Below are 21,362 nucleotides of genomic sequence, written 5' to 3' on the forward strand. Positions count from 1 at the left end.
TTGATGCTAAGGGAGAATCTATATAATTAAATATTGGACGAGTAAGAGGGAACTAGGGGATGGAAATTGGCTAAGCATAAGTATATCATTGTAGAAAATCAGGAATTTAGTCAAGCTTAGTTTAGAGAAGAGGTGTGCTGTGGTTGTGTCAGCGATTATACTAATAATTTTATTCGTAGTGGGACTACTAGTGGCAGTGGTAGTTATCGGAAGTAAAGCTAGGACACCGGAAGGGGAAAAAACTATGATAAAAAATGTTTATATTTATCTGGTACTATTCGCAACACTGATGATGACAATTGGTGGAAGTGTAGGGGCTTTTATGGCAGTTGCCGATATTGTTGCTCCTATTCCATATCACCAGTCATTTGAAGAGTTCAAACAATATGGACTGGATAAGCCTGAATTCGATAAAAAAGAGACTATTGAGAAGGCAAAGCTTTCTGATACGGAATTAAGAGCCAAATATAATGCGATAGTAGCGGCAGAAAAAAATAGACAAATTGATAGGGCTAAAAATAGCTTAATAAAAAGTTTAGGATGGATTGTTATTCCATTACCAGTTTTTGTATTCTTTCAACGACGTCTATCATCCTCAAATAACTGAGGAAGCAAAGGGAAGTTCTCTTTGCTCCCTCACTAACCTTTTGCCGCTTGGAATTATTTGATAAAATCAGGTTCGAATTCATTTATACTATCGATTAGTAGGGATACGGAATAAGCCATAGAAGGTCCACCACCAAATGCTACCGCTACCATGGCTGCTTCCACCATTTCCTCGCGGTTAGCACCTGCCTCTAGTGCTTTATGAACGTGGAAGGCAATACAATATTCACAGCGACTATAAACGGCGATGGCCACACTGATGAGTTCTTTAGTCTTCACATCTACTGCTCCTGGTTTGTAACATACATTGAGCAGGTTCATAAAACCTCTGATCTGATCGCCATTAGTTTTGGCAAGATTTTTTAGACCTCCTGTAAAAGCATTAAACATTTCTCTAGGGGTAGTATTTGACATGAAGCTTTCCTCCTTAAGCCAAATATAGTAATTACAACAACCTTATGTGCTATTTTTGGTTTTGTTGCTCTATTAGTGTTTGCTTTTTACATAATTAATATACATAAAATAAAAGGAAGCAAAGGGGCCTGTCCCTTTGCTTCCTTTGAGCTGGTGGTGTTCTGAATTATTTATTATAGTAGCCGATCCATCCCGGACCTCGAGCTGCTTCAGGATTTACTGACGAACCTTCCGGGAGAGAATATTTCAGTGCCCCTGATGGACAGCCATTTACAGTTTTAATAATAGCTAGCGGATCACTACCATCAATGTTAACCCAGGGTCGTGCTTCAGGGTTAAAAACAGCAGAAAGGGTAGAAAAACAATTGGTATCATGAGTACATTGTCCTGGATTCCAATGTACATTTATATCTTTATTGCTGTAAACTTTTTTGTAATTTTCAGCTTTAAATTCGTGGGGGTTATTGGGATTTACTGCAATTTGGAAAGAAAGATCGTATTCCAGTAAATTTTTCTCCCCGCCTAAAGCGCGACCAAATCGAACTCCAAAATCATGAGCCCGCTCCAGATCGGCAGGGGTTGGCTTCATACGGATACGCAAACCTGGTAATACTTTCATTCTGAGCATACGCATCCTGGATTCAATAATCGGTACTGCTTCACCACTCCAGCCATAGGCACCGAAGGCACCCGCTATCTTATTTCCGTGAATCAGGGGGGAAAGTCGTGTAAGCAGGCTCCATACCTGTGGAGGGGCATCTTTATTTATGGTAGGGGAACCTATGAGAAAACCGTCGGCAACCTCAATTTCGCCAGCAATTTCGTCAGGGTCTGAGTTCACGAGATCATATTTTATAAGATTATAATCTCCCTGGCTGGCTAAACCACTTATTACACTATCCACAAGAGTTTCCGTAAAACCATGGGCACTAAGCCATGCCAAGACTATTTTAGGCCTGGTGTCGGTTCCCTTTACGGTGTTTTCACTCCATTGCCGGTAAAGATTTAGGAACTGGTCAATATTTTTTCTTAACAATGGCCCATGTCCCGGGCATATCATATCAATGGGGTATTTATTCAGGCGACGAAGTGCTTTTCGCATCGGAGATTTAAAAGGTCCTAATATAACTTCGAAATACTGTTTAAGATCATCAGTCAGATCTCTTTCAATCAGGTCATTAAAAAGCCTTTTATCGGGGTAATGACTTCCAAAGGAGTCGCAGGAAAACAGTATTTTATCTTCTTTAATATAAGTGTACATAGTATCAGGCCAGTGTAGCAGTAGAGCATTGATAAATTGTAACGTTTTGCCACCTAGTTCAATTTCACTGCCATCAGCTACATATTTAAATGAAAAATCCCGGTTACAGACCTCACGTAGGAATTCAATGGCATTAGGGTGTCCCAGGATGGTTAAAGCAGGATTAAGATCAAGTAGTTTCTCAATTGAGCCGGCATGGTCAGGTTCGGTATGGTTAACGACCAGATAATCGATTTCTTCTACATCAATAATTTCCTTTAGGTTATCTAAAAACTCGTTTAAAAACCCAGAGTGTACTGTATCGATAAGGGCGCTTTTTTCTTTACCTTTGACTAAATAGGAGTTGTAACTGGTTCCATGAGGGGTTTTCATAAGCAGATCAAAAACCTCTAAATCTTTATCTAGTACCCCCACCCAATAAACATTGTCTGTTATTTGCATAAATACACCTTCTTTCTTTATACTTTGCTGTGATTATACCTATTTGAACGACGGGCAAAACAAACGCAAATATCCCCCTTGCGTTATAGAAAAATTTATCAGAATACTTATTTGCTAGGAGTCTATCATACTATCATATATGATACATTATTACTTGATTGAAAAGGTATAAATCATGTATATGGATATGATAAATATTAAAAAACATCTATCAGGTTAAGCCGCAAGTAGAGAAGTAGGCAAGTAGGAAGGAAGTAAAAAGGAAGCCAAGGGAAAGTTCCTTGGCTTCCTTTTTTTTGCGATAATGCTATTCGAAAAGCGACAGGTATTTCCCGTAGTCTTCTTTTTCTAAGTCTTCATAAGGAATAAAGCGCAAGGCTGCCGAATTAATGCAATACCTCATACCGGTTGGAGCTGGCCCATCCGGGAAAAGGTGGCCCAGGTGTGAATCAGCTATCTTGCTACGAACTTCGGTTCTCCTCATGTTATGGCTAAAATCTGCTTGTTCCTTAAGGTTGTCTGGATTAAGTGGTCTGGTAAAACTAGGCCATCCACATCCAGAATCAAATTTATCCCGTGAACTAAATAGTGGCTCTCCAGACACAATATCCACATATATACCCTGACGTTTATTATCCCAAAACTCGTTATCAAAAGAGGGCTCGGTTCCATTTTCCTGGGTAACATGATATTGAAGTAGTGTAAGCTGAGTTTTAAGGTCCTCCCGGGAGATTTTCTTTTCGGTCCAATATCGATTAATAAATTCCTCTCTTCCCGAAGCTTTACGATAGATATCATAGTGCTGCGGGTTTTTATGGTGGTATTTCTGGTGATATTCTTCTGCTGGGAAAAACACTCCGGCAGGTAAGATCTTAGTAGCAACCGGTTTATCAAAGCGACCGCTCTTGTTAAGATTGGCAATAAATACTTGCGCTTTTTCCTTTTGCACTTCATTATGATAAAAGATAGCCGTTTGATAAGATGGACCACGATCATGGAATTGACCTTCAGGATCAGTTGGATCTATCTGTCTAAAATAGGCTTCCAAAAGTTTTTCATAGGAAACTAAATATGGATCAAATGTGACCTGAACTGCTTCAAAATGGCCAGTATCACCTTTACAAACTTCTTCATAAGATGGGTTGGGAGTTGATCCTCCAGTATATCCAGAGACCACCTTATTAACCCCATTTATCTCTTGAAATGGTGTTACCATACACCAGAAGCATCCACCGGCAAAGGTAGCTAGTTCACAATTAGCCACTTATTATCACTCCATTATATTAGAGTTGTTAATCAGTTTACCCTGTACATAAAACCCTTATTACAGGCTCTGTAAAAACTGCGGAAAGATTGCCTAAATATATTATTACCATCCTATTACTGCTTTTAGGCGTATATTATGTATGGTGATGTAGTGATGAATTTTAATAAAAATTTTAGGGGTTACCACACCGCTGATTATTAATTTTTACTCAAAAGGCTCATTATATTTATCCATTTGCAGGCAGGCTTCCAGGCGCTGTTCAAAGCGACGGTCATCTTGTAATTTCCTCTTGGCCGGGCCTTTGGTTCTCCCACCGGCACGGCGGAATTTAGCCTTTATTTCTCTCTCCTCTAGTAAAAAATCCACCTGATCAGGACGATATACCCTGCCCATTGGATTTAGGCATTTAGCACCTTTACCTATAACCATGGCTGCCAATCCCCAATCCTGGGTAATGACTATATCGCCTTGATCGGCTAGATTCATAACTTTAATATCGGCCTCCTGTGATGCATTGCCTACAGTTATATGGTGATCAGAACTGATGTTATGATTAAAACTAGCCACTGTCCATACAGGAGTAGCGTATTTACGGCCAACTCTTAAACATATCTGCAATACCGAACGGGGACAGGCATCGGCATCAATAATAATTTTCACTGCTATTGCCTCACTTTATTTGTTTATCATACCCTTATTCTGTCATAATAAATTCATAAGGCAAGGTGGAATAGCTAGGAGGAAGGAAAGGGACGGTCCTGTTGCTTACTTTTAAAGATAATAATAATTGAGTTAAAAGGGCCAAATAAAATTAGACAGGTAGTGATTATACTGGATTTACTTAGTGTTACTCTGCCAGGTTGTAGCTCCAGTCTTGTAATTAATCCGCAGTTCTGTCTGGGCTCTTACCGGCAGACAAACATAAAAAGAAAGGAGATAGTAATAGGCTGTCCACTAGACGGTTTAGATGAATTATTATGGTACAACAGGTATTAAATTTGGTAATGACTATTATCCACAACATTTTAAGTGCGGACACTCTCAGGTACATAACCGTATCATTGCTTATTTTTTTACTCTTTCTATTATTAAGGGGATTGTTTACTAAATACTTATTCCAATGGCTGCTTCGCTTAACCAACCGGACTAGCAATCACCTGGACCAACAAGTACTGCTCGCTTTTGAAAAACCGCTCCGGGTTCTGTTTGTTTTGGCTGGATTTTATTTCGCCTTACATTACTTACCACTTACTTCTAACCAGGACCAGTTAATCTTGAAAATAACCCGTTCAGCAGTAGTCATATTAATAGGGTGGGGATTTTATGATCTGGCGGGTACAGAATCGGTTATATCAAACGAGCTAAAAAATAAATTAAAACTGGACAGTATCCTTATACCGTTTTTTTCCAAGGTGATTCGTTTTATTGTTGTTGCTTTGATTATCCTGGTGGTAGCCGAGGAATGGAATTATGATGTAGATGGATTTATTGCCGGTCTTGGCCTGGGGGGACTAGCTTTTGCCCTGGCAGCTAAAGACCTTCTTGCCAATATTTTTGGAGGAATAGTAATAATTATAGAAAAACCATTTTCTATTGGTGAATGGATAAAAACTCCTAGCACGGAAGGTACTGTAGAAGATATTACTTTTCGCAGTACTAAAGTTAGGGCATTTGATCAAGCGGTTATAACGGTACCTAACTCCACCTTGGCTAATGAACCAATTACCAACTACACCCGTATGGGTAAAAGACGTATTAGTTTTCATCTGGGAATAGCCTATAATACCCCGGTGGAGAAGCTACAAACCTGTATTAAAAATATAAAACAAATGCTTACTGACCATCCCGACATTCATCCGGAAACGGTTATGGTTAATTTCGAAAATTTTAATGAAAGCAGTCTGGATGTTTTAATTTACTGTTTTACAAATACTACTAACTGGGATGAACATTTAGCAGTGCGCCAAAACATTAATTTTCGTATTATTAATATTTTAGAGGAGCAGGGTGTATCAAGAGCTTTCCCCAGTCGGAGTATTTATTTAGAAAAATCTATTTCTGTAAAGGAAGGTCAATAAAATCAGATAATTAATATTGTATAAATGCTGGCGGCCCTAGGCCGCCTTTTTTCTTCCTTTAGCAAACCGTATTAATGAATCGGTTTCGGGAAAAGCTATATTTACGGGCATGGTAAATTTCTGCCAGTAAGTGTTAATTGAGTTAAGAGGTGATACATGTTGATCGGGAGGAAATCAATCGTTTTTATAGTCATCTTTATGATGATCTTTGCACCGTGTCTAGGTGGCTGCTCAAAAAACAAATCGCCCTCTCAAAAACCAGCCCCTGGTGAACAAAGACCAGAGCCTCCCCAGGAATTTAAAAAAATATTAACTGCTATAGATTCAATAATAGTCGAGGTAGGTAAAAAAATAGAAATGCAGGAAGCTGCTACTATCGGGCAAATCGATAAGATAGTATCCTCAAAGGACCAGCAGGATAAAGAAACCGGGCAGGAAGGCTCAAAAAATTCACAACAAAATCAAGGACAGAGTGGGGGAAGTAAACAACAAACAAGTTCATCAATGATGATAAACTGGGACAAAGAGGATCAAAGCTTAAAAGATATTCATCGTAATTGGAACGATCTGCAACCTGAGGCTATTAAAGCCGGTTTAACTACCAATGCACGGGATGACTTTGATGCTGCTTTAGATAGATTAACCGCCGAAATAGGGATGCGAAATTTAGAGGGAGCCTTGTTTGCAGCTATTGGTATGTACAAGAATTACGCTGATCTGGATCAGGTGTTTAAGAGCCCGGTACCGCCGATGTTTTATCGCACCCAATATGAAGCGATGACTGCTATTGCTGAAGGGAGAAAGGAAAACTGGGAGCAAGCAGCCGAGCACATACCAGCGATGAAAGATCAGTGGGATCAGCTTAAAATGCAAGCTCAGGATATAGAACCTAAAACTATAACCTGTACAGAAATTGCTATTAATGATGTGATCAGGGCTATCGATAATCGCTCCCGGGAATTAGTATTAATCAAAGGGGAAATAGCTATAAGTGATTTGAGCAAACTAAAAGATGAGTTTTCCCGTAAGAAGATGGGGGGAGGGCAGTAATAGTTTTTTGCTGGTTACGAACATATGTTTATAAAAGCAAAAACCGCACATCTAGTGCGGTTTAATATTTTCTTTAATGGCAGGGGAGACAGGAATCGAACCCGCAGCCCTCGGTTTTGGAGACCGATGCTCTGCCAATTGAGCTACTCCCCTGCAATGCTTATTAGCAGAATTAATTTTAACATAGATTAATTTATCCTTCAAGGTGTAAAAGTGATCTAATTATTTATAATTTTCGTAGACTATCGACATATACAATACAGAAAGCCGATCCCTGTGGGTTACATGTGGTTTAGCTTCCAACCAGTACTAGTCATCTAGCTCTAATTAGCACCATCGGTATTACTTTACTAATTACAAAATCAGCAGTAATCCAATACTAAAAAAATACCCTAAAGCGACAATAGTTACAGCCACTACAAAAGATTCCTTAACTTCTTTTTTCGAAAAGCCGCTAAACATTGTTTATCACCTCAAAAGGTTATACAGAACAAGTGTTCCCATTGCATTAATTATAACTACGAACACATGTTCTGCAAAGGCCTTCCTGGTACTTGATTCAAAGCCAACCGAATTTCCTTAAGTTTATGGTGGTAAATAGCTTACCAAAAATACACTATTAATTAGGATTTATAAACAATCTCAGTTTTGACGTGATTATTTACTGATCATATATTTTTATTGTTGCTTGAACCAGTATTAGGTTAAGGATAAGATAAAAGCTAGCAGTTCCAGCAGCTTCATGAATTTAGTAGGGTTCATAATTAGTGAACGATATGAGTATGATATAGGAAATTTATTAACTAAACCTGGTTGGAGGTTTAATCATAAGACTTTTAAAGATATATTGGTTGGATGGAGGTTTTAGTATGAAAGTACTAGTTTTAATGGGTGGCACTTCGGCGGAACGGGAGGTTTCTTTGCGCAGCGGCAGGGCCGTATACCATGCCCTTAAACAGGCTGGGTATGAGGCCATTGAGCTTGATTTTACCGGCAACAATCTGGGAGAAATAAGTAAGATTAACCCTGATGTGGTTTTTATAGCTTTACATGGTAAGCAGGGTGAAGATGGTACTGTGCAAGGCCATCTGGAACTTCTGGGTATACCTTACACTGGATCAGGTGTAGCTACTAGTGCTGTATGTATGGATAAAATTCTGACTAAAAAACTACTGGATTATGATGGAATACCTACGGCTGATTTTATGATTGTTTCCCGTTCACAATACGAATTAGATCCGACTAATATAGAGTGTGAAATAGCCCAACAATTGGGGATTCCGGTGGTAATTAAACCGGCTACCCAGGGTTCCAGTATTGGTACGGTAATTGTACGTAATACTGCTGATATAAGGGAAGCTTTTCAGCAGGCATTTGTATATGATCATGATGTTCTGGTAGAAGAATTTATTGATGGGACAGAAATAACCGTGGCTATTATTGGTAATGAAAATGCCCAGGTGCTTCCCATTATTGAAATTACCTCAGAAAATGAATTCTACGATTATGAATCCAAATACACCCAGGGTATGTGTCATCATATTATTCCAGCTCGTATTGCGGAAGAAATTGCTGCCCAGGCCAATCTTATAGCCCAAAAAGCCTACCAGGCCATGGGTTGCCGTGGTTTTGCCCGGGTAGACATCATGATTGACCAGCAGGGTAATCCTTATGTCCTGGAGATAAATACTATACCAGGTATGACTGAGATGAGTCTGGTACCAGATGCTGCCAGGGCGGCGGGTATTGAATTTGTCCAACTGGTAGATAAAATCATTAAACTCGCTTTAGAAGTCCAGTCTTAAAAAACGTAATAGAAAAAGCTAATGAAAGAAGGGATTTGATCGGGCTAACCAGAAATAGTAAAGAAGTTTGTGGTGTGAGGTTTTGGCTATGACGAATTTTCTGCCGGCGGGAATAATCAAAGACACCATAACAGATATACTGGCTAAAAGTACCGAATTACAAAAGGATCTGACGGAACAGAGATTGTTTCAGGTTAAGCAGGGGCTAAAAGATATTGAAGACATGGCTGCTGAACTGGCTGTCTTTCTCGAAAGACTGTCCTGTGAACCACTTATTTACACGGGAACGGGAACTACCGAGGAGGTTATCAAACGTCTGGAGTGGGCTTTAGTTTTTACTGAAGAGGTCGACCCGATTGAGTATATAAATTACCGTGAAGGCAAAAAAATCTCTAAATCCGGTAGATGATCTAGTCACTTAAACTGGAATCAAGCCTTAGGATACTAAATCTTAAGGCTTTTTACGTTTTAATGATGGGGAGGTTGAAGCTAGGCCGTGGTAAATACCATGTGTAATTTGAAAGTAATGTGATGCTGGTACGGTACTTTTTCACATCTCTTTTAGAAGGTTTAATCTGTTATAATATTCGATAAGTAAATAGGGGAGTAGATGCAGTATGGAAAAAAGAATGAATGAAATCGCTGAAAAAATAGATCAGGGACAGCGATTAAATCGCGCAGATGGAATTTACCTGTATGAATCAGGTGATCTTTTGGCCATAGGGGAGCTGGCTCGCCAAAGGAAACTGCAGGTATCGGGAAGACATGTTTTTTTTAATGCTAACTGTCACATAAATTTAACTAATATTTGTGTTTCCCGTTGTAAATTTTGTGCCTTCGGGGTAGATGAGGACGGCAACGGTGGTCCCTATCTGATGAGTGCTGATGAGGCCTTTGAATATGGAAGACAAGCAGTAGATAACGGAAATATTACCGAGTTTCATATTGTAAGTGCTATGCACCCTAAAATGCCTTTCGATTATTACCTGGATATAATAAAAAGGTTCCACCAGGCTTACCCGGATATTCATATACAAGCTTTTACTGCTGTAGAAATATTTTATTTTAGTCAAATTAGTGGACTATCTATAAAGGAAGTATTAACTACGCTTAAAGGAGCAGGTCTGGGCTCCATGCCCGGTGGGGGAGCTGAAATCTTAAATGACGAGCTCAGACAGGAATTGTGCCCCCGTAAAGCAATGAGTGAAGATTGGCTAGAGGTGCATCGTACCGCTCATCAGTTAGGTATCAAGACTAACTGTACTATGTTATTCGGCCATGTGGAGTCTTTCGCCCACCGGATAGATCACATGATAAAACTTAGAGAACTGCAAGATGAAGCCCCCGGCTTCCAGTCTTTTATTCCTTTACCATTTTTGCCGGAAAACACCCGCATGGCAGATATTCCCCGGACTAGTGCGGTAGATGATCTGAAAACCATTGCTATTGCCCGATTAATGTTAGATAACATTGATCATATTAAATCCTTTTGGATCATGCTAGGTCTACCGGTTTCCCAGATTTCACTAGATTTTGGAGCCGATGATTTAGATGGAACTATAGTGGAGGAGCGGATTATGCATGCGGCTGGAGCCAGTACCAAAAGGGGAATCACCCGGGAGGAGATCATCCGTCTTATTAATGAGTCAGGCTATATTCCCACGGAAAGAGACACCCTCTACAACATTATAAAAACCTATTAGGATAGGAGAATGATTATGCGACCAAGAGTAGGACATATTCAATTTATTAATTGTTTCCCATTATTTTATGGACTTATCGAAAAGAAGTTTTTGCTGGAGATTGACTTGATAAAGGGCAATCCTACTGATTTAAACCGTATGTTAGAAGCTAACCTGCTGGATTTAGCGCCTATTCCTTCTATTGCTTATGCTCGTAACTACCGAGATTATGTAATTATGCCTGATATATCAGTTAGTGCTGATGGGGAAGTAAAAAGCATATACCTGTTTTCTAAGGTACCTATTGACCAGCTTAATGGTAAAAAAATAGCTCTAACTAATATATCAGCTACTTCTCAGGCCTTGTTACGTATAATTATGGCCCGCTATTATCACAGTGTCCCGGAATATTTCCCATCTGCACCGGAACTGGGGGCTATGCTTTTAGAAGCAGATGCCGCTCTTTTAATTGGAGATGATGCCCTACGAGCCCGTTATAAAAATGAAGATCGGTTATATGTATATGATCTAGGGCAAGAGTGGAAGGATTTTACCGGTCTACCTATGGTATTTGCAGTTTGGGCTATAAGAAAAGAATTCGCCGCCCGGTGTATGGACCAGGTTAAGCTAATTAAAAATACCTTTTGTGAGTCAATGATATACAGTCTGGACAATATTCAGGATGTGGCTGCTAAGGCGTCTCAATGGGAAGATTTTGGGCCTGATTACCTGGTCGACTATTTTACCAGCCTGCGTTTTGATTTTGATAAGAATAAGCAGGAAGGGTTGATGGAGTATTATCGCCAGGCAGCTAATTTAGGTCTTATTGATGAAGTACCCCCTTTACAAGTTTTGCATATTTAAACGAGGAGACTATTGATGAAGACTAGGAACCTACTTAATGAAATAGTTACTGGTAGGCGTATGACCGGAGAGGAATTTATTTTTCTATTTGATAATGCGGATTTATTTGATCTGGCCCGAGCTGCTAATCAGGTAAGAGATTTGCGTTTTCCGGAAAAAAGAGGTACCTTTATTATCGATCGTAATATCAATTACACTAATATCTGCTCTTGTAAGTGCAAATTTTGCGCCTTTTACCGGAAAAAAGAAGATAATGATGCCTATGTTATTGATAGGAATACCCTGTTCGCTAAGATAGACGAGGCAATAGAAATGGGAGCGACTCAGTTGATGATACAAGGGGGGCTTAATCCCGATCTGAATATTGAGTTTTTCGAAGATATGTTTCAGAGTATCAAAGCCAGATATGACATTACTATTCATTCCTTGACTGCTCCTGAGATTGCTTTTATAGCCCAAAACGCCGGTCTAACCCTTGCACAGACCTTGCTTAGATTACAAAAGGCCGGGCTTGATTCACTACCGGGCGGAGGGGCGGAAGTTTTAGATGATGAGGTTAGAGGCCATATTAGTCCCAATAAAATAAGTACGGCCGGCTGGCTGGACGTAATGCGTAATGCCCATAAAATAGGCATGAAAACCACGGCTACCATGGTAATAGGCGGAGTAGAGACTATGAAACACCGCTTACACCATTTAGAGCAAATTCGCAGCTTGCAGGACGAGAGCGGGGATGGATTCCGGGCGTTTATTGTCTGGACTTACCAGCCTGGCAATAACGAACTTATGGGGGAAAAAATATCCTCCCTGGAGTATTTGCGGTTTTTAGCTTTATGCCGGCTCTATTTTGATAATATCGATCATATTCAGGGATCCTGGGTTACTCAGGGTAAAAGAATCGGGCAACTATCCTTTTATTTTGGGGCTGATGATTTAGGCAGTATTATGCTGGAAGAAAACGTAGTCCGGGCGGCAGGACTAACTTACAAGATGCAACTTGATGAAATGGTAAATATTATAAGGGGTACAGGCTTGACACCGGCTTTACGCAATACAGCATATGAAATATTAAAAACATTCTAAAATAAAGTATTGGGAACTTAGCACAATAACTTTTAACACAAGCCTTGATAAATTATTCAGAGGAGTTAGGAAGATGAATATACCAGCTAGTGAATTGGCTTTAATCGGGGGTTCAAGTACCCTTAGTATAGAAATGCCTGAAGACCTTAACTTAGACTATGTAAATATTATAGAAAAAGATTTGACCTTTACCACCCCATTTGGCACCAGTCCTGCTTTTAAGCTGCTAGAGCTTACCGGAGCAGAGGGAACCAGAAGGGTACTAACCTGTCGGATGCATGGTTGGAGATCTGGAGTAACCAGAGCCGATGCTTCCCGGCAGATCTTCTGGGTTTTCAAACAGGCCGGGGTGAAAAGAATTCTGGTTGAAGGTGGGGTAGGAGCAATAAACCATCTTTTACGTACCCGTGATCTGGTAATTGCTCATGATTATATGGATTTTTCAGTACGCAAAGATGTAGGTTTGGAAGCTAAACACCTGTTGGTGATGAGAGAGGCCCTGTGTCCAGAAATGAGACGCTCTCTGGTAAAACATCTTGAAAACCACTGGAAAGGACGGGTTTTTGATCGGGGTATTTATGTAAACACCGATGGTCGCCATTTTGAAAGTCCGGCTGAAGTCAACCTGTTCAAGATCGCCGGCGGGGACATTGTAGGGCAGAGTATATGTCCAGAGGTATACCTGGCCAGGGAAATAGGGGCCTGCTATGCGGGTATTTACCTGGTAGTCAATTATGCCGAAGGTATTGTTGCTCCCTGGAGACATGAAGAATTGGCAGATATTTTTTACAATGAGAGTTGCATGCTAGGAGGACTTATGCTGGAATTTTTACGTGATCTTCCCACCAGGCAGGACTGTACCTGTCCAAGTTTGCGTAAAGAAACCTTGTTAAAGGAAGTGTATCATAAGGAGGGTTAAGATGGATCAAAATCGGTTAGGATCGATGAGCAGCACTGTAAAGCTGGTTATACTACTGGTGGTGTTAGGCGCCATTTCTTTAGTATCCCGCCTGTATGTTGACTGGTTATGGTTTGCCTCAGTCCATTTCCAAAAGGTTTTTACTACTATTCTTCTAAATAGGGTCGGACTATATATAGCTATTTTTCTGTTTACATTTGCACTATTTTTTATAAACCTGCAGATCAGTCGTAAGGAACTAGGTCGTCATGATGATCGCCCCTTTCAAAATGATGAGGGACGGGATATTATTTATCTTAACCCTGACAATACTCCCTGGAAACAGTTTTTAAAAGGGGCCACATCTAAATGGGTATTTTTAGGCATAAGCTTTTTAGGTGCTTTTATGGTAAGTTCGGTTAACTCTGATAGTTGGATAATCGTACAACAATTTATCCACCGGGTTTCAGTGGGAACCACCGACCCATTATTTAATAAGGACCTGGGGTTTTATTTCTTTAACCTTAACTTTTATCAATTTATATATAATACCCTTATGTCAGCTCTGGTTATACTCACCGTTGTTATGGCTGTAATCTATGTGCTAAATGCCAGTTCAGCCGCTTTGCTGGGCAAGTGGCGGGAGTTTTCCTTTGCCAAGGGACATCTGGCAATACTGGTAGCGGCTATTTTTACCCTTAAGGCATGGGGATACAAACTAGCCTCCTATGATCTTCTGTTTTCGCCGAGTGGAATTGTTTACGGGGCCACTTACTCTGATATTCATGCCCGTTTGCTCGCCTATAAAGTATTACTAGTAGTATCACTGGTAGTAGCTGCAGTAATCCTGGCTAATATTTTCGTGCGCAAGATAAACTGGATTGTTATAAGTATTGCGGCCTGGATTGTACTGGCTGTAGTTTTAAATGGTGTATATCCTACCCTTATTCAGAAGCTTATTGTTCAACCTAACGAATTCAATAAAGAACGTCCTTATATTGAAAATGCCATTGCCTTTACCCGGCAAGCTTATGCCCTGGACAGAGCAGAAAACCGGGTCTTTAATATTGATTATGATTTAGATATAAACGATCCTGAGTTGAAGAGTACCATCGATAACATTCGTCTATGGGACTGGGATCCCTTAAAAACCACTTATAAAAACCTGCAGCAATTACGTCCCTACTATGTTTTTGAGGATGTAGATATTGATCGCTATGTGGTCGATGGCCAATATCGGCAAGTTATGCTGGCTGCCCGGGAAATCGATCAGGAAGAACTGCCGCCTCAGGCCCAAACCTGGATTAACCAGAGGTTAATGTATACCCATGGTTATGGAGTGGTGATGAGTCCAGTTAATGAAGTAGCTGAAGAGGGCTTCCCCGAATTTTTTATGAAGGATATCCCTCCTAAATTCACTACGGATGTCAAAGTTAAAAGACCCGAAATATATTTCGGAGAACGAACTAATTCATATGTTATCGTTAATACTAAGCAACAAGAGTTCGATTATCCTATGGGCGATCAGAATATTTATACAACTTATCAGAGCAAAAATGGGATTAAGATTAACTCTTTTAGCCGCCGTTTAATATTTAGCTGGGTATTAAAGGATTATAAAATGATCTTATCCTCTGATATTAATAATTCCAGCCAGGTTTTAATGAATAGGAATATTACCCAGAGGATAGCCAAAATTGCCCCGTATCTATCCTTTGACCGTGATCCTTATATAGTTGTCAGTAATGATGGTAATTTGTACTGGATGTTGGATGCCTATACAGCTTCCAATAAATATCCGTATTCCCAGCCTTTTGACCGTCAGGGCATAAATTATATTCGTAATTCAGTAAAGGTAATATGTAATGCTTATACCGGCGAAATGACTTTTTATATTGCGGATGATAAAGATCCTATTATAAAAACTTATAGCCGAATCTTTCCGGGGCTTTATCAACCCCTTAGTGAAATGCCTGAGGGTCTAAAAGCCCATGTGCGTTATCCCTCTTATCTTTTTGGAGTACAGGCAGAAATGTACCAGACTTTCCACATGACTGATCCCTGGGTATTCTATAACAAAGAAGACCCCTGGATTATTCCGACCGAGATAGTGGAAGATAAACCCCGAAAAATGGAGCCTTATTATATAATTATGCGTTTGCCGGGCGAGGAAGAGGCTGAGTATATCCTAATGATGCCGTTTACTCCTAAGAGTAGACCTAACATGGTAGCCTGGATGGCCGCTCGTATGGATGGGGACCATTACGGCAAAATGCTGGTTTATAATTTCCCTAAACAGGATTCGATATATGGACCTGAACAGATTGAGGCCAGGGTAAACCAGAATACTGAGATATCCCAACAATTAACTTTGTGGGGGCAAAGGGGTTCTACCACCTATCGTGGTAACTTACTGGTAATCCCCATGAATAATTCCATACTTTATGTGGAACCACTTTACTTGCAGGCCGACAATGGCAGGTTGCCTGAACTGAAACGAGTAATTGCTGGTTTTGGTAATAAAATTGTTATGGAACCTTCTTTGGATCAGGCTTTGATTCGATTATTTGGAGAAGGCAGCCCGGCCGTGTCTACAGAAGATACACCTGGTGATAAAGACACTACTCCGAGCACAGTAAAAGAACTGGCTGAGCAGGCCCGTCAGTATTACGACCGGGCCAATACAAGGCTAAAAGAAGGCGATTGGGCTGGATATGGTGAAAATATCGATAAGTTAAATAAAGTTATCCGTGAATTAGAGGAATTAACTAACCAAACGGTTTAAAATGGATGGCACCGGTCATAGGGGGAATAAGATGAATAGGGATAAAAAGATTGTGTGCCTGGGAGACAGTATAACCTGGGGTTTTCCTTACGGACATCAAGATTCCTGGGTGGAAATGCTTGGCCAGGCATTAAACCAGCCGGTCATTAACCAGGGAGTCAACGGTAATACTACTGGTGATATGCTTTTCCGTTTTGATAGGGTAGTACAAAAGCATCACCCTACCCATATGATTATTATGGGGGGAATCAATGACGTTTTAGGCCAGGAATCTTTTGATCGTATTGTATTAAATCTTAAGATCATAGTAGAAAATGCTCTTAACCAAGGTATTACTGTTATTATGGGTACTCCTACTGCAGTAGATGAACCTTGTTACGAGAGAAATATAATGCGGATTCGGGAATGGATACACCGCTTTGCTGATCAAAAAGGCTTACAAGTGATTGATTTTCACCAGGCTTTTTATAATGAGCGGGGGGAAGTAAAAACTGAATTATTGCTTCCGGATGGTGGACATCCTACCCGGGAAGGATACCAGGCCATATTCAGACAGATAGACTTAAACCTATTTAAATAGACTTAATTTAAAAAGCCCTCTCTCTATTTTAGAAGGAGGGCTTTTTTTTATACCATGGCAGGTATCTGGTCTGGTTTTAGAGGGGGTATTTCGAGTATTTTGATAAGGTTATCATCATAGGTCAGGATTTTAACCCGGGCTACCGGTTCCTTCCGGGCATCACTATAGCGAGCCACAATTGAAGCGGCATATTCCAGATGGCTACTATCAAAAACAGCATTAATGGCTCGTAATAAACCTAGCGGTCCAGGGCGATCAGCTACTTTTAATAAATGATCACCGGGAAGGGTGACTTTTTGTAAACATTCATTCTCCGAAAAGTTACGTCCTACTGCTAGTAGGTGATGTTCATCCAGGTAAAAGTGGCGACCTAACTTTAGAATATCCATGTCTTCAGGTAGGGGTACGTCCTTTAAAGCCAACATTTTTTCGAGACGCCGGGCGAAATTTTCTTCGGTAAGCAGACAACCTCCTGCCGGCGAAGGATATTCTTTTATGCCAAATTTTTCAGCTAGTTCAATTTGCCGACCCCGGCCACGCCCATTTATATCCAGCAGCTGGTTGCGATCCAACCAGCCTTCCGTTTCCGGTATGGTAGGGTCCAGTAGGCGGGCTGACAGGGGGCGAAGAATATAGCCGCCATAACCGGATAGCTTTTCTACTGATTTAAGAGCCGATCGGTTCTGACTCATAGGTCTTTGTCCTAAAACTTCACCAGTAATTAAAAACGAAGCCTCCTGCTCCTGCATCATATCACCAGCTTTTCGCAGCATATAGGCATGACAGTCTATGCAAGGGTTCATATGCTTACCATAACCATAGACCGGGTTTCGCAACACATTATTCATATATTCATGATCAATTTTTTTCGTAAGCAGTTCTATTCCCAGCTGCTCTGCAGCACAAAAAGTACGTTCATCAGCTCCAAAAAAGGGGCTAATAAAGTTTAACCCCACTACAGTAATACCCTGGTTTTGAATTACTTTTACTGCTAGTTGGGAATCAAGACCACCTGAGAACAGGCTAATGGCTTTCACCGGTGCCAACCTCCTTGAGATATTCTTCATCACTTACTACTTTATAACCGTTTTTCTTTAAAAAAGCAGTTGCCACTCCGTCCCCAGGGCGTAAATTCCCGGAAAAACTCCCGTCATAAACTTTCCCTACTCCGCAGGATGGGCTGCGGCTTTTAAAGATTACTAAGTCTACCGGGTACGGTTTAATCAATTTCAGGGTTCTTTTAGCCCCGGCTATAAAAAAAGTAGTTACGTCCTGTCCATCTTTAGTCATGACTTTTTTGCGTCCTAATAATACTTCTTCCCCGCTACCATTTTGAATTTCGCTAGCCGGACGGGGGGTAGGAAGTTCCCCTAATTGCTCAGGACAGACTGGGAGTACTTCGCCTTTTTTATATAGTTGAACAAATAGTGGATGACGATTATTCTCTCCATTGTATTTACAATCAATGCCGCATAAACAAGCACTTATTATTTTCACGCTATCACTCCTTAACAATGCCACTCTCTATAAGCAAATCTTTATGCAATCCCAATCTTAAGGATGGGCAAGATAGCCTTTACCTTATTAAATTAGTTTAATTATAAACATATAGCAATATCCTTAGTTTATTAATATCGGGGAAGCTTACTATTAAGTATAGCCCTGCTTAAATTTATCACAACCGTAAGGATCTATGCCACATTGCCGAGGGCAGGTTGTAGTACCCCATTATATGATCAAAGCATACACCTAATATGGTTTTATATTAGCAAATAGTGGTCTGTTTTCATATCATAAGATACAACTTATTAGGGTGGAGTTGACTATGAAAAAATTTCAGCTTATCCGTATTGTATCTTCGTCCCGGTTGGATACAAGTACCATAATGGTAAGCCAAAGTCTAGCCAAACAGTACAATCTGATTCCTGGAGAAAAGGTAAGACTATCCGTCGGACAGGTGAGTAAAGAACTAAGAATGTTAATTCGTAAGCTCTCGGAAGGTGCAGATATCGTTTTAAACCCGGCCACCATACGCCAATTATATATTAAATCAAAAACACAGCTGTATGGTTTTACTGCCCAACCCGGGAAAATACGTATCGGACCAGTAGTGGGAATCATGTCTGATGTGTATCAGACACCTGGGAAGCCCTTTGGGGGGCAGAGCTTTTTTATACGTCAGTTATTAACGGCGGGTAAACAGATGGGCGAAATATGTTTTGCTTTTAGCCCTCAAGGAGTTAACTGGAAAAGGAATAATATTACCGGGTATACCTATGGAAAAAATGGCTGGAAAAAATCTAGCTTTCCCATGCCAGATGTTATTTACCCTCGAGCCAGGGCATATACTTCGTCAAAACAGCAAATCCGCCGGCGTTTAGAAAAAATGGGGATAAAATTTTTAAACTCCTGCCTGATTGGAAAATGGGAGACTCACAAAATTATTAGGGAAAATCCCGATCTAGTCCCCTATATTCCTGATACCCGATTAGTGAAAAGTTTCCAGCAAGTTGACCGTATGATCAACAAATACCAGGCGGTTTACCTAAAACCGGTTACCGGTTCCCAGGGGAAAAATATTATAAAAGTTACCCGGTCAAAAAATGGTAAAAGCTACACTTATCAATATCAACTAAACAATCAGCCTATAAAAGGAAGTGCGACTAGTCTTAGCCAGCTAAAAAATTCATTACGCCGGGTTATGGGCAACCGGACTTATATCATTCAAAAGCAGATTAATCTAATTCGGGCGGAAGGCAATATTATTGATGTAAGGATTATAGTGCAAAAAGATCATACCGGGGAATGGAGTGTTACTGGCATGGCCTGCCGAATAGGTAGAAAGGGTTCCATTACTAGTAATATTTCGGCGGGTGGTAGCGGGAGCAAAGTAGAAACTGTACTTAGAAAACACTTTTCTAATGAAGAGCAGAGGATAGATATACTAAAACAGCTCCATTTTGTGTCGGTAGAAGCAGCTAAAACTATTGAAAAATCAATTGGGCAGTGTGGAGAAATGGGTGTTGATATTGGGATAGATAAAAATGGTAAAGCCTGGTTTATCGAAGCCAATTTACGACCAGCCCGACAGGTTTTCAATTTGATTGGAGAAAAAGATACCCGCCTGCGCTCCGTAACCAAACCAATGTTATACTGCCGTTATTTAGCCCATTTCGAGTAGAAAGGGGTTTCAAAATTAATGAAAACAATAGGGAAGATATATATTTCTAAAATTTTGGCAACTAAATTGGGATTACCTGAAAAACCGGTCATTACTATTCGTGCCGGACATATTATATTAAACACTGAATTAATAATTAAAAACAATGATCGTTCGACCTATATGCTTTCCCCAACCCTGGCAGGTGCTCTTTATATTAAAAAAAGGAAAAAAATGCAGTTAAGATATGATGCTCATGCTGAAATGCTCCATTTAGGACCTACTATCGGAATTCTGTCCACCTTTTTGCCTAATAAAGGCGAATTTGACCCCACCAGTGTACAGGCTGAATTAATTTTTCTAAGTAATGTAGGTAAAATTTTGCCCGGACAGGTCTATATTTTTACTCCTAATTCGATAAACTGGACTAATAAAACTACCAGGGGTTATGTTTACCGGCAGGTCTCACCAGAAAGGGGAGTGTGGGTATCAGCCATCTACCCACTACCAGATGTAGTTTATGACCGTATAGCTAGTAGGAAAGGGGAAGCTCGCCAACTTATCAAGGAAACTAAAAAAAAGCTAATGGAATTACCTTACCTGAAATATTTTAATCCATTTTTTTTAAATAAGTGGCAGGTCCATCAAATGTTAGAAAACAATTTCCGGTTAAAACCACATCTTCCAGAAACTAAGCCGTTAACTACCGAAAACTTAGAGGAAATGTTAAGTAAATATAAAACCTTATACCTTAAACCTAGTAATGGGAGTTTGGGACTGGGAATTATTAAAGTTACCAGAGATGAGCGGGGGGTATTGCGTTATGTGGTACATCGCCGTAAACGAATGCGTAGTCAGGCGGATAGTGCAACTCAACTCATGAAAAAGACCCGTTCCTTTCGTAGTGGTAAGCCTTATATTGTGCAACAGGGCATTCCCCTGGCTACTTACCGGGGATCTCCTTTTGATTTACGCATTATCTATCAGAAAAACAGGCATGGACAGTGGCAGATCGGTAAAAAGTTTGTACGAGTAGCCGCCCGGGGAAGTGTTGTTTCCAACCTAAGCAGCGGGGGACGGGCGGTATCTAGTAAAAAAGTAATGCGCTATTTGTTTAGAAAACCTAATATTATTGATCAAAAGAACCGGGAAATAAAGGAAATATGTCAGACTATAGCGGAGACGGTAGAAATAGTGACGCGCCGAACTTTTGGAGAATTAGGATTGGATATAGGTATTGATAATGATGGTCATCCCTGGCTTATTGAAGTAAACTCCAAACCAAGGAAAACCACTGAAACAGAAATGTCCCGGGTAATTATGCGTAATGCTTTTAAACGTCCGCTTGAATATAGTATCTATTTAGCGGGATTCTAATAGCAAAGCAC

At 40.3% G+C, this 21,362-nt stretch carries 19 protein-coding genes and 1 tRNA gene; 13 read left to right on the forward strand and 7 right to left on the reverse strand.

The features are described 5' to 3' along the window. Positions 1-190 precede the first annotated feature (190 nt). Entirely contained in the window at positions 191-607 is a 417-nt protein-coding gene (locus tag ACZ5Q0_RS12565; RefSeq protein ID WP_446820336.1) for a hypothetical protein, read from the forward strand. Positions 608-660: 53 nt separating this feature from the next. Here the strand turns inward: ACZ5Q0_RS12565 and ACZ5Q0_RS12570 are convergent, their stop codons facing one another. The 4 genes from ACZ5Q0_RS12570 to ACZ5Q0_RS12585 all read right to left on the reverse strand — a co-directional run bounded on the left by ACZ5Q0_RS12570 (position 661) and on the right by ACZ5Q0_RS12585 (position 4,649). Then, positions 661-1,020: a carboxymuconolactone decarboxylase family protein gene (locus tag ACZ5Q0_RS12570; RefSeq protein WP_446820334.1), complete on the reverse strand. Its 360-nt coding sequence runs from the start codon at positions 1,018-1,020 to the stop codon at positions 661-663. A 166-nt stretch (positions 1,021-1,186) separates the two neighbouring features. Further along, positions 1,187-2,722 carry an oxygen-binding di-iron domain-containing protein gene (locus ACZ5Q0_RS12575; RefSeq protein ID WP_446820333.1) on the reverse strand — a complete coding sequence of 512 codons (1,536 nt, stop codon included), beginning with the start codon at positions 2,720-2,722 and terminating at the stop codon, positions 1,187-1,189. 307 nt (positions 2,723-3,029) lie between these two features. Continuing rightward, a complete protein-coding gene (gene msrB / locus ACZ5Q0_RS12580) occupies positions 3,030-3,986 on the reverse strand; it encodes a peptide-methionine (R)-S-oxide reductase MsrB (RefSeq protein WP_446820331.1) in 957 nt (318 codons plus the stop codon). A gap of 207 nt (positions 3,987-4,193) precedes the next feature. Beyond that, entirely contained in the window at positions 4,194-4,649 is a 456-nt protein-coding gene (locus ACZ5Q0_RS12585; protein WP_446820330.1) for a YaiI/YqxD family protein, read from the reverse strand. 437 nt (positions 4,650-5,086) lie between these two features. On the opposite strand from ACZ5Q0_RS12585, the gene ACZ5Q0_RS12590 reads away from it, so the two are divergent. Together ACZ5Q0_RS12590 and ACZ5Q0_RS12595 are read left to right on the forward strand one after the other, a co-directional pair. After that, the gene (locus tag ACZ5Q0_RS12590) at positions 5,087-6,067 is read left to right on the forward strand and encodes a mechanosensitive ion channel family protein (RefSeq protein WP_446820329.1); all 981 of its coding nucleotides are present in this window, start codon (positions 5,087-5,089) and stop codon (positions 6,065-6,067) included. 156 nt (positions 6,068-6,223) lie between these two features. Beyond that, complete coding sequence (locus ACZ5Q0_RS12595) at positions 6,224-7,117, forward strand: hypothetical protein (protein WP_446820327.1); 894 nt, start codon at positions 6,224-6,226, stop codon at positions 7,115-7,117. A 77-nt stretch (positions 7,118-7,194) separates the two neighbouring features. On the opposite strand, the gene ACZ5Q0_RS12600 is transcribed toward ACZ5Q0_RS12595, so the two are convergent. After that, positions 7,195-7,270 (reverse strand) — tRNA-Trp (locus ACZ5Q0_RS12600). 716 nt (positions 7,271-7,986) lie between these two features. Here ACZ5Q0_RS12600 and ACZ5Q0_RS12605 point away from each other — a divergent pair. The 8 genes from ACZ5Q0_RS12605 (at position 7,987) to ACZ5Q0_RS12640 (ending at position 16,814) form a co-directional block, all read left to right on the forward strand. Further along, complete coding sequence (locus ACZ5Q0_RS12605) at positions 7,987-8,922, forward strand: D-alanine--D-alanine ligase (protein WP_446820325.1); 936 nt, start codon at positions 7,987-7,989, stop codon at positions 8,920-8,922. Positions 8,923-9,010: 88 nt separating this feature from the next. Beyond that, positions 9,011-9,331, forward strand: coding sequence for a hypothetical protein (locus tag ACZ5Q0_RS12610; protein ID WP_446820324.1), 321 nt, complete (start codon positions 9,011-9,013; stop codon positions 9,329-9,331). A 208-nt stretch (positions 9,332-9,539) separates the two neighbouring features. After that, the gene (gene mqnE, locus ACZ5Q0_RS12615) at positions 9,540-10,625 is read left to right on the forward strand and encodes an aminofutalosine synthase MqnE (protein WP_446820322.1); all 1,086 of its coding nucleotides are present in this window, start codon (positions 9,540-9,542) and stop codon (positions 10,623-10,625) included. Between the two features lie 15 nt (positions 10,626-10,640). After that, a complete protein-coding gene (locus ACZ5Q0_RS12620) occupies positions 10,641-11,468 on the forward strand; it encodes a menaquinone biosynthetic enzyme MqnA/MqnD family protein (protein ID WP_446820321.1) in 828 nt (275 codons plus the stop codon). Positions 11,469-11,483: 15 nt separating this feature from the next. Continuing rightward, positions 11,484-12,551 carry a cyclic dehypoxanthinyl futalosine synthase gene (gene mqnC, locus ACZ5Q0_RS12625; RefSeq protein ID WP_446820320.1) on the forward strand — a complete coding sequence of 356 codons (1,068 nt, stop codon included), beginning with the start codon at positions 11,484-11,486 and terminating at the stop codon, positions 12,549-12,551. Between the two features lie 73 nt (positions 12,552-12,624). Further along, entirely contained in the window at positions 12,625-13,470 is an 846-nt protein-coding gene (locus ACZ5Q0_RS12630; RefSeq protein ID WP_446820319.1) for an MTAP family purine nucleoside phosphorylase, read from the forward strand. 1 nt (position 13,471) lies between these two features. Continuing rightward, positions 13,472-16,234, forward strand: a complete 2,763-nt coding sequence (locus ACZ5Q0_RS12635; RefSeq protein WP_446820317.1) for a UPF0182 family membrane protein — start codon at positions 13,472-13,474, stop codon at positions 16,232-16,234. 31 nt (positions 16,235-16,265) lie between these two features. Next, positions 16,266-16,814: a GDSL-type esterase/lipase family protein gene (locus tag ACZ5Q0_RS12640; protein WP_446820316.1), complete on the forward strand. Its 549-nt coding sequence runs from the start codon at positions 16,266-16,268 to the stop codon at positions 16,812-16,814. A gap of 47 nt (positions 16,815-16,861) precedes the next feature. Here the strand turns inward: ACZ5Q0_RS12640 and ACZ5Q0_RS12645 are convergent, their stop codons facing one another. Both ACZ5Q0_RS12645 and ACZ5Q0_RS12650 read right to left on the reverse strand, forming a co-directional pair. After that, entirely contained in the window at positions 16,862-17,851 is a 990-nt protein-coding gene (locus ACZ5Q0_RS12645; protein WP_446820315.1) for a tRNA 4-thiouridine(8) synthase ThiI, read from the reverse strand. After that, positions 17,838-18,311 (reverse strand): 2-thiouracil desulfurase family protein, encoded by a 474-nt coding sequence (locus ACZ5Q0_RS12650; RefSeq protein ID WP_446820313.1) that lies wholly within the window; start codon positions 18,309-18,311, stop codon positions 17,838-17,840. Before ACZ5Q0_RS12650 ends, ACZ5Q0_RS12645 begins: the two co-directional genes overlap by 14 nt. A 328-nt stretch (positions 18,312-18,639) precedes the next feature. Between ACZ5Q0_RS12650 and ACZ5Q0_RS12655 the strand changes: the two genes are divergently transcribed. After that, entirely contained in the window at positions 18,640-19,995 is a 1,356-nt protein-coding gene (locus ACZ5Q0_RS12655) for a YheC/YheD family endospore coat-associated protein (protein WP_446820312.1), read from the forward strand. Positions 19,996-20,013: 18 nt separating this feature from the next. Then, positions 20,014-21,351, forward strand: coding sequence for a YheC/YheD family endospore coat-associated protein (locus ACZ5Q0_RS12660; protein ID WP_446820310.1), 1,338 nt, complete (start codon positions 20,014-20,016; stop codon positions 21,349-21,351). The last annotated feature ends 11 nt before the right edge of the window (positions 21,352-21,362 follow it).

It is taken from the genome of Syntrophomonas erecta subsp. sporosyntropha (assembly GCF_055395365.1).

What these genes read in the sequence shown, in the direction of transcription:
- ACZ5Q0_RS12610 (WP_446820324.1), top strand. Translation starts at nt 9,011, where the DNA reads ATGACGAATTTTCTGCCGGCGGGAATAATCAAAGACACCATAACAGAT.
- mqnC (WP_446820320.1), top strand. Translation starts at nt 11,484, where the DNA reads ATGAAGACTAGGAACCTACTTAATGAAATAGTTACTGGTAGGCGTATG.
- ACZ5Q0_RS12635 (WP_446820317.1), top strand. Translation starts at nt 13,472, where the DNA reads ATGGATCAAAATCGGTTAGGATCGATGAGCAGCACTGTAAAGCTGGTT.
- ACZ5Q0_RS12575 (WP_446820333.1), bottom strand. Translation starts at nt 2,722, where the DNA reads ATGCAAATAACAGACAATGTTTATTGGGTGGGGGTACTAGATAAAGAT.
- ACZ5Q0_RS12660 (WP_446820310.1), top strand. Translation starts at nt 20,014, where the DNA reads ATGAAAACAATAGGGAAGATATATATTTCTAAAATTTTGGCAACTAAA.
- ACZ5Q0_RS12605 (WP_446820325.1), top strand. Translation starts at nt 7,987, where the DNA reads ATGAAAGTACTAGTTTTAATGGGTGGCACTTCGGCGGAACGGGAGGTT.
- mqnE (WP_446820322.1), top strand. Translation starts at nt 9,540, where the DNA reads ATGGAAAAAAGAATGAATGAAATCGCTGAAAAAATAGATCAGGGACAG.
- ACZ5Q0_RS12640 (WP_446820316.1), top strand. Translation starts at nt 16,266, where the DNA reads ATGAATAGGGATAAAAAGATTGTGTGCCTGGGAGACAGTATAACCTGG.
- ACZ5Q0_RS12620 (WP_446820321.1), top strand. Translation starts at nt 10,641, where the DNA reads ATGCGACCAAGAGTAGGACATATTCAATTTATTAATTGTTTCCCATTA.
- ACZ5Q0_RS12630 (WP_446820319.1), top strand. Translation starts at nt 12,625, where the DNA reads ATGAATATACCAGCTAGTGAATTGGCTTTAATCGGGGGTTCAAGTACC.
- ACZ5Q0_RS12570 (WP_446820334.1), bottom strand. Translation starts at nt 1,020, where the DNA reads ATGTCAAATACTACCCCTAGAGAAATGTTTAATGCTTTTACAGGAGGT.
- ACZ5Q0_RS12655 (WP_446820312.1), top strand. Translation starts at nt 18,640, where the DNA reads ATGAAAAAATTTCAGCTTATCCGTATTGTATCTTCGTCCCGGTTGGAT.
- ACZ5Q0_RS12595 (WP_446820327.1), top strand. Translation starts at nt 6,224, where the DNA reads ATGTTGATCGGGAGGAAATCAATCGTTTTTATAGTCATCTTTATGATG.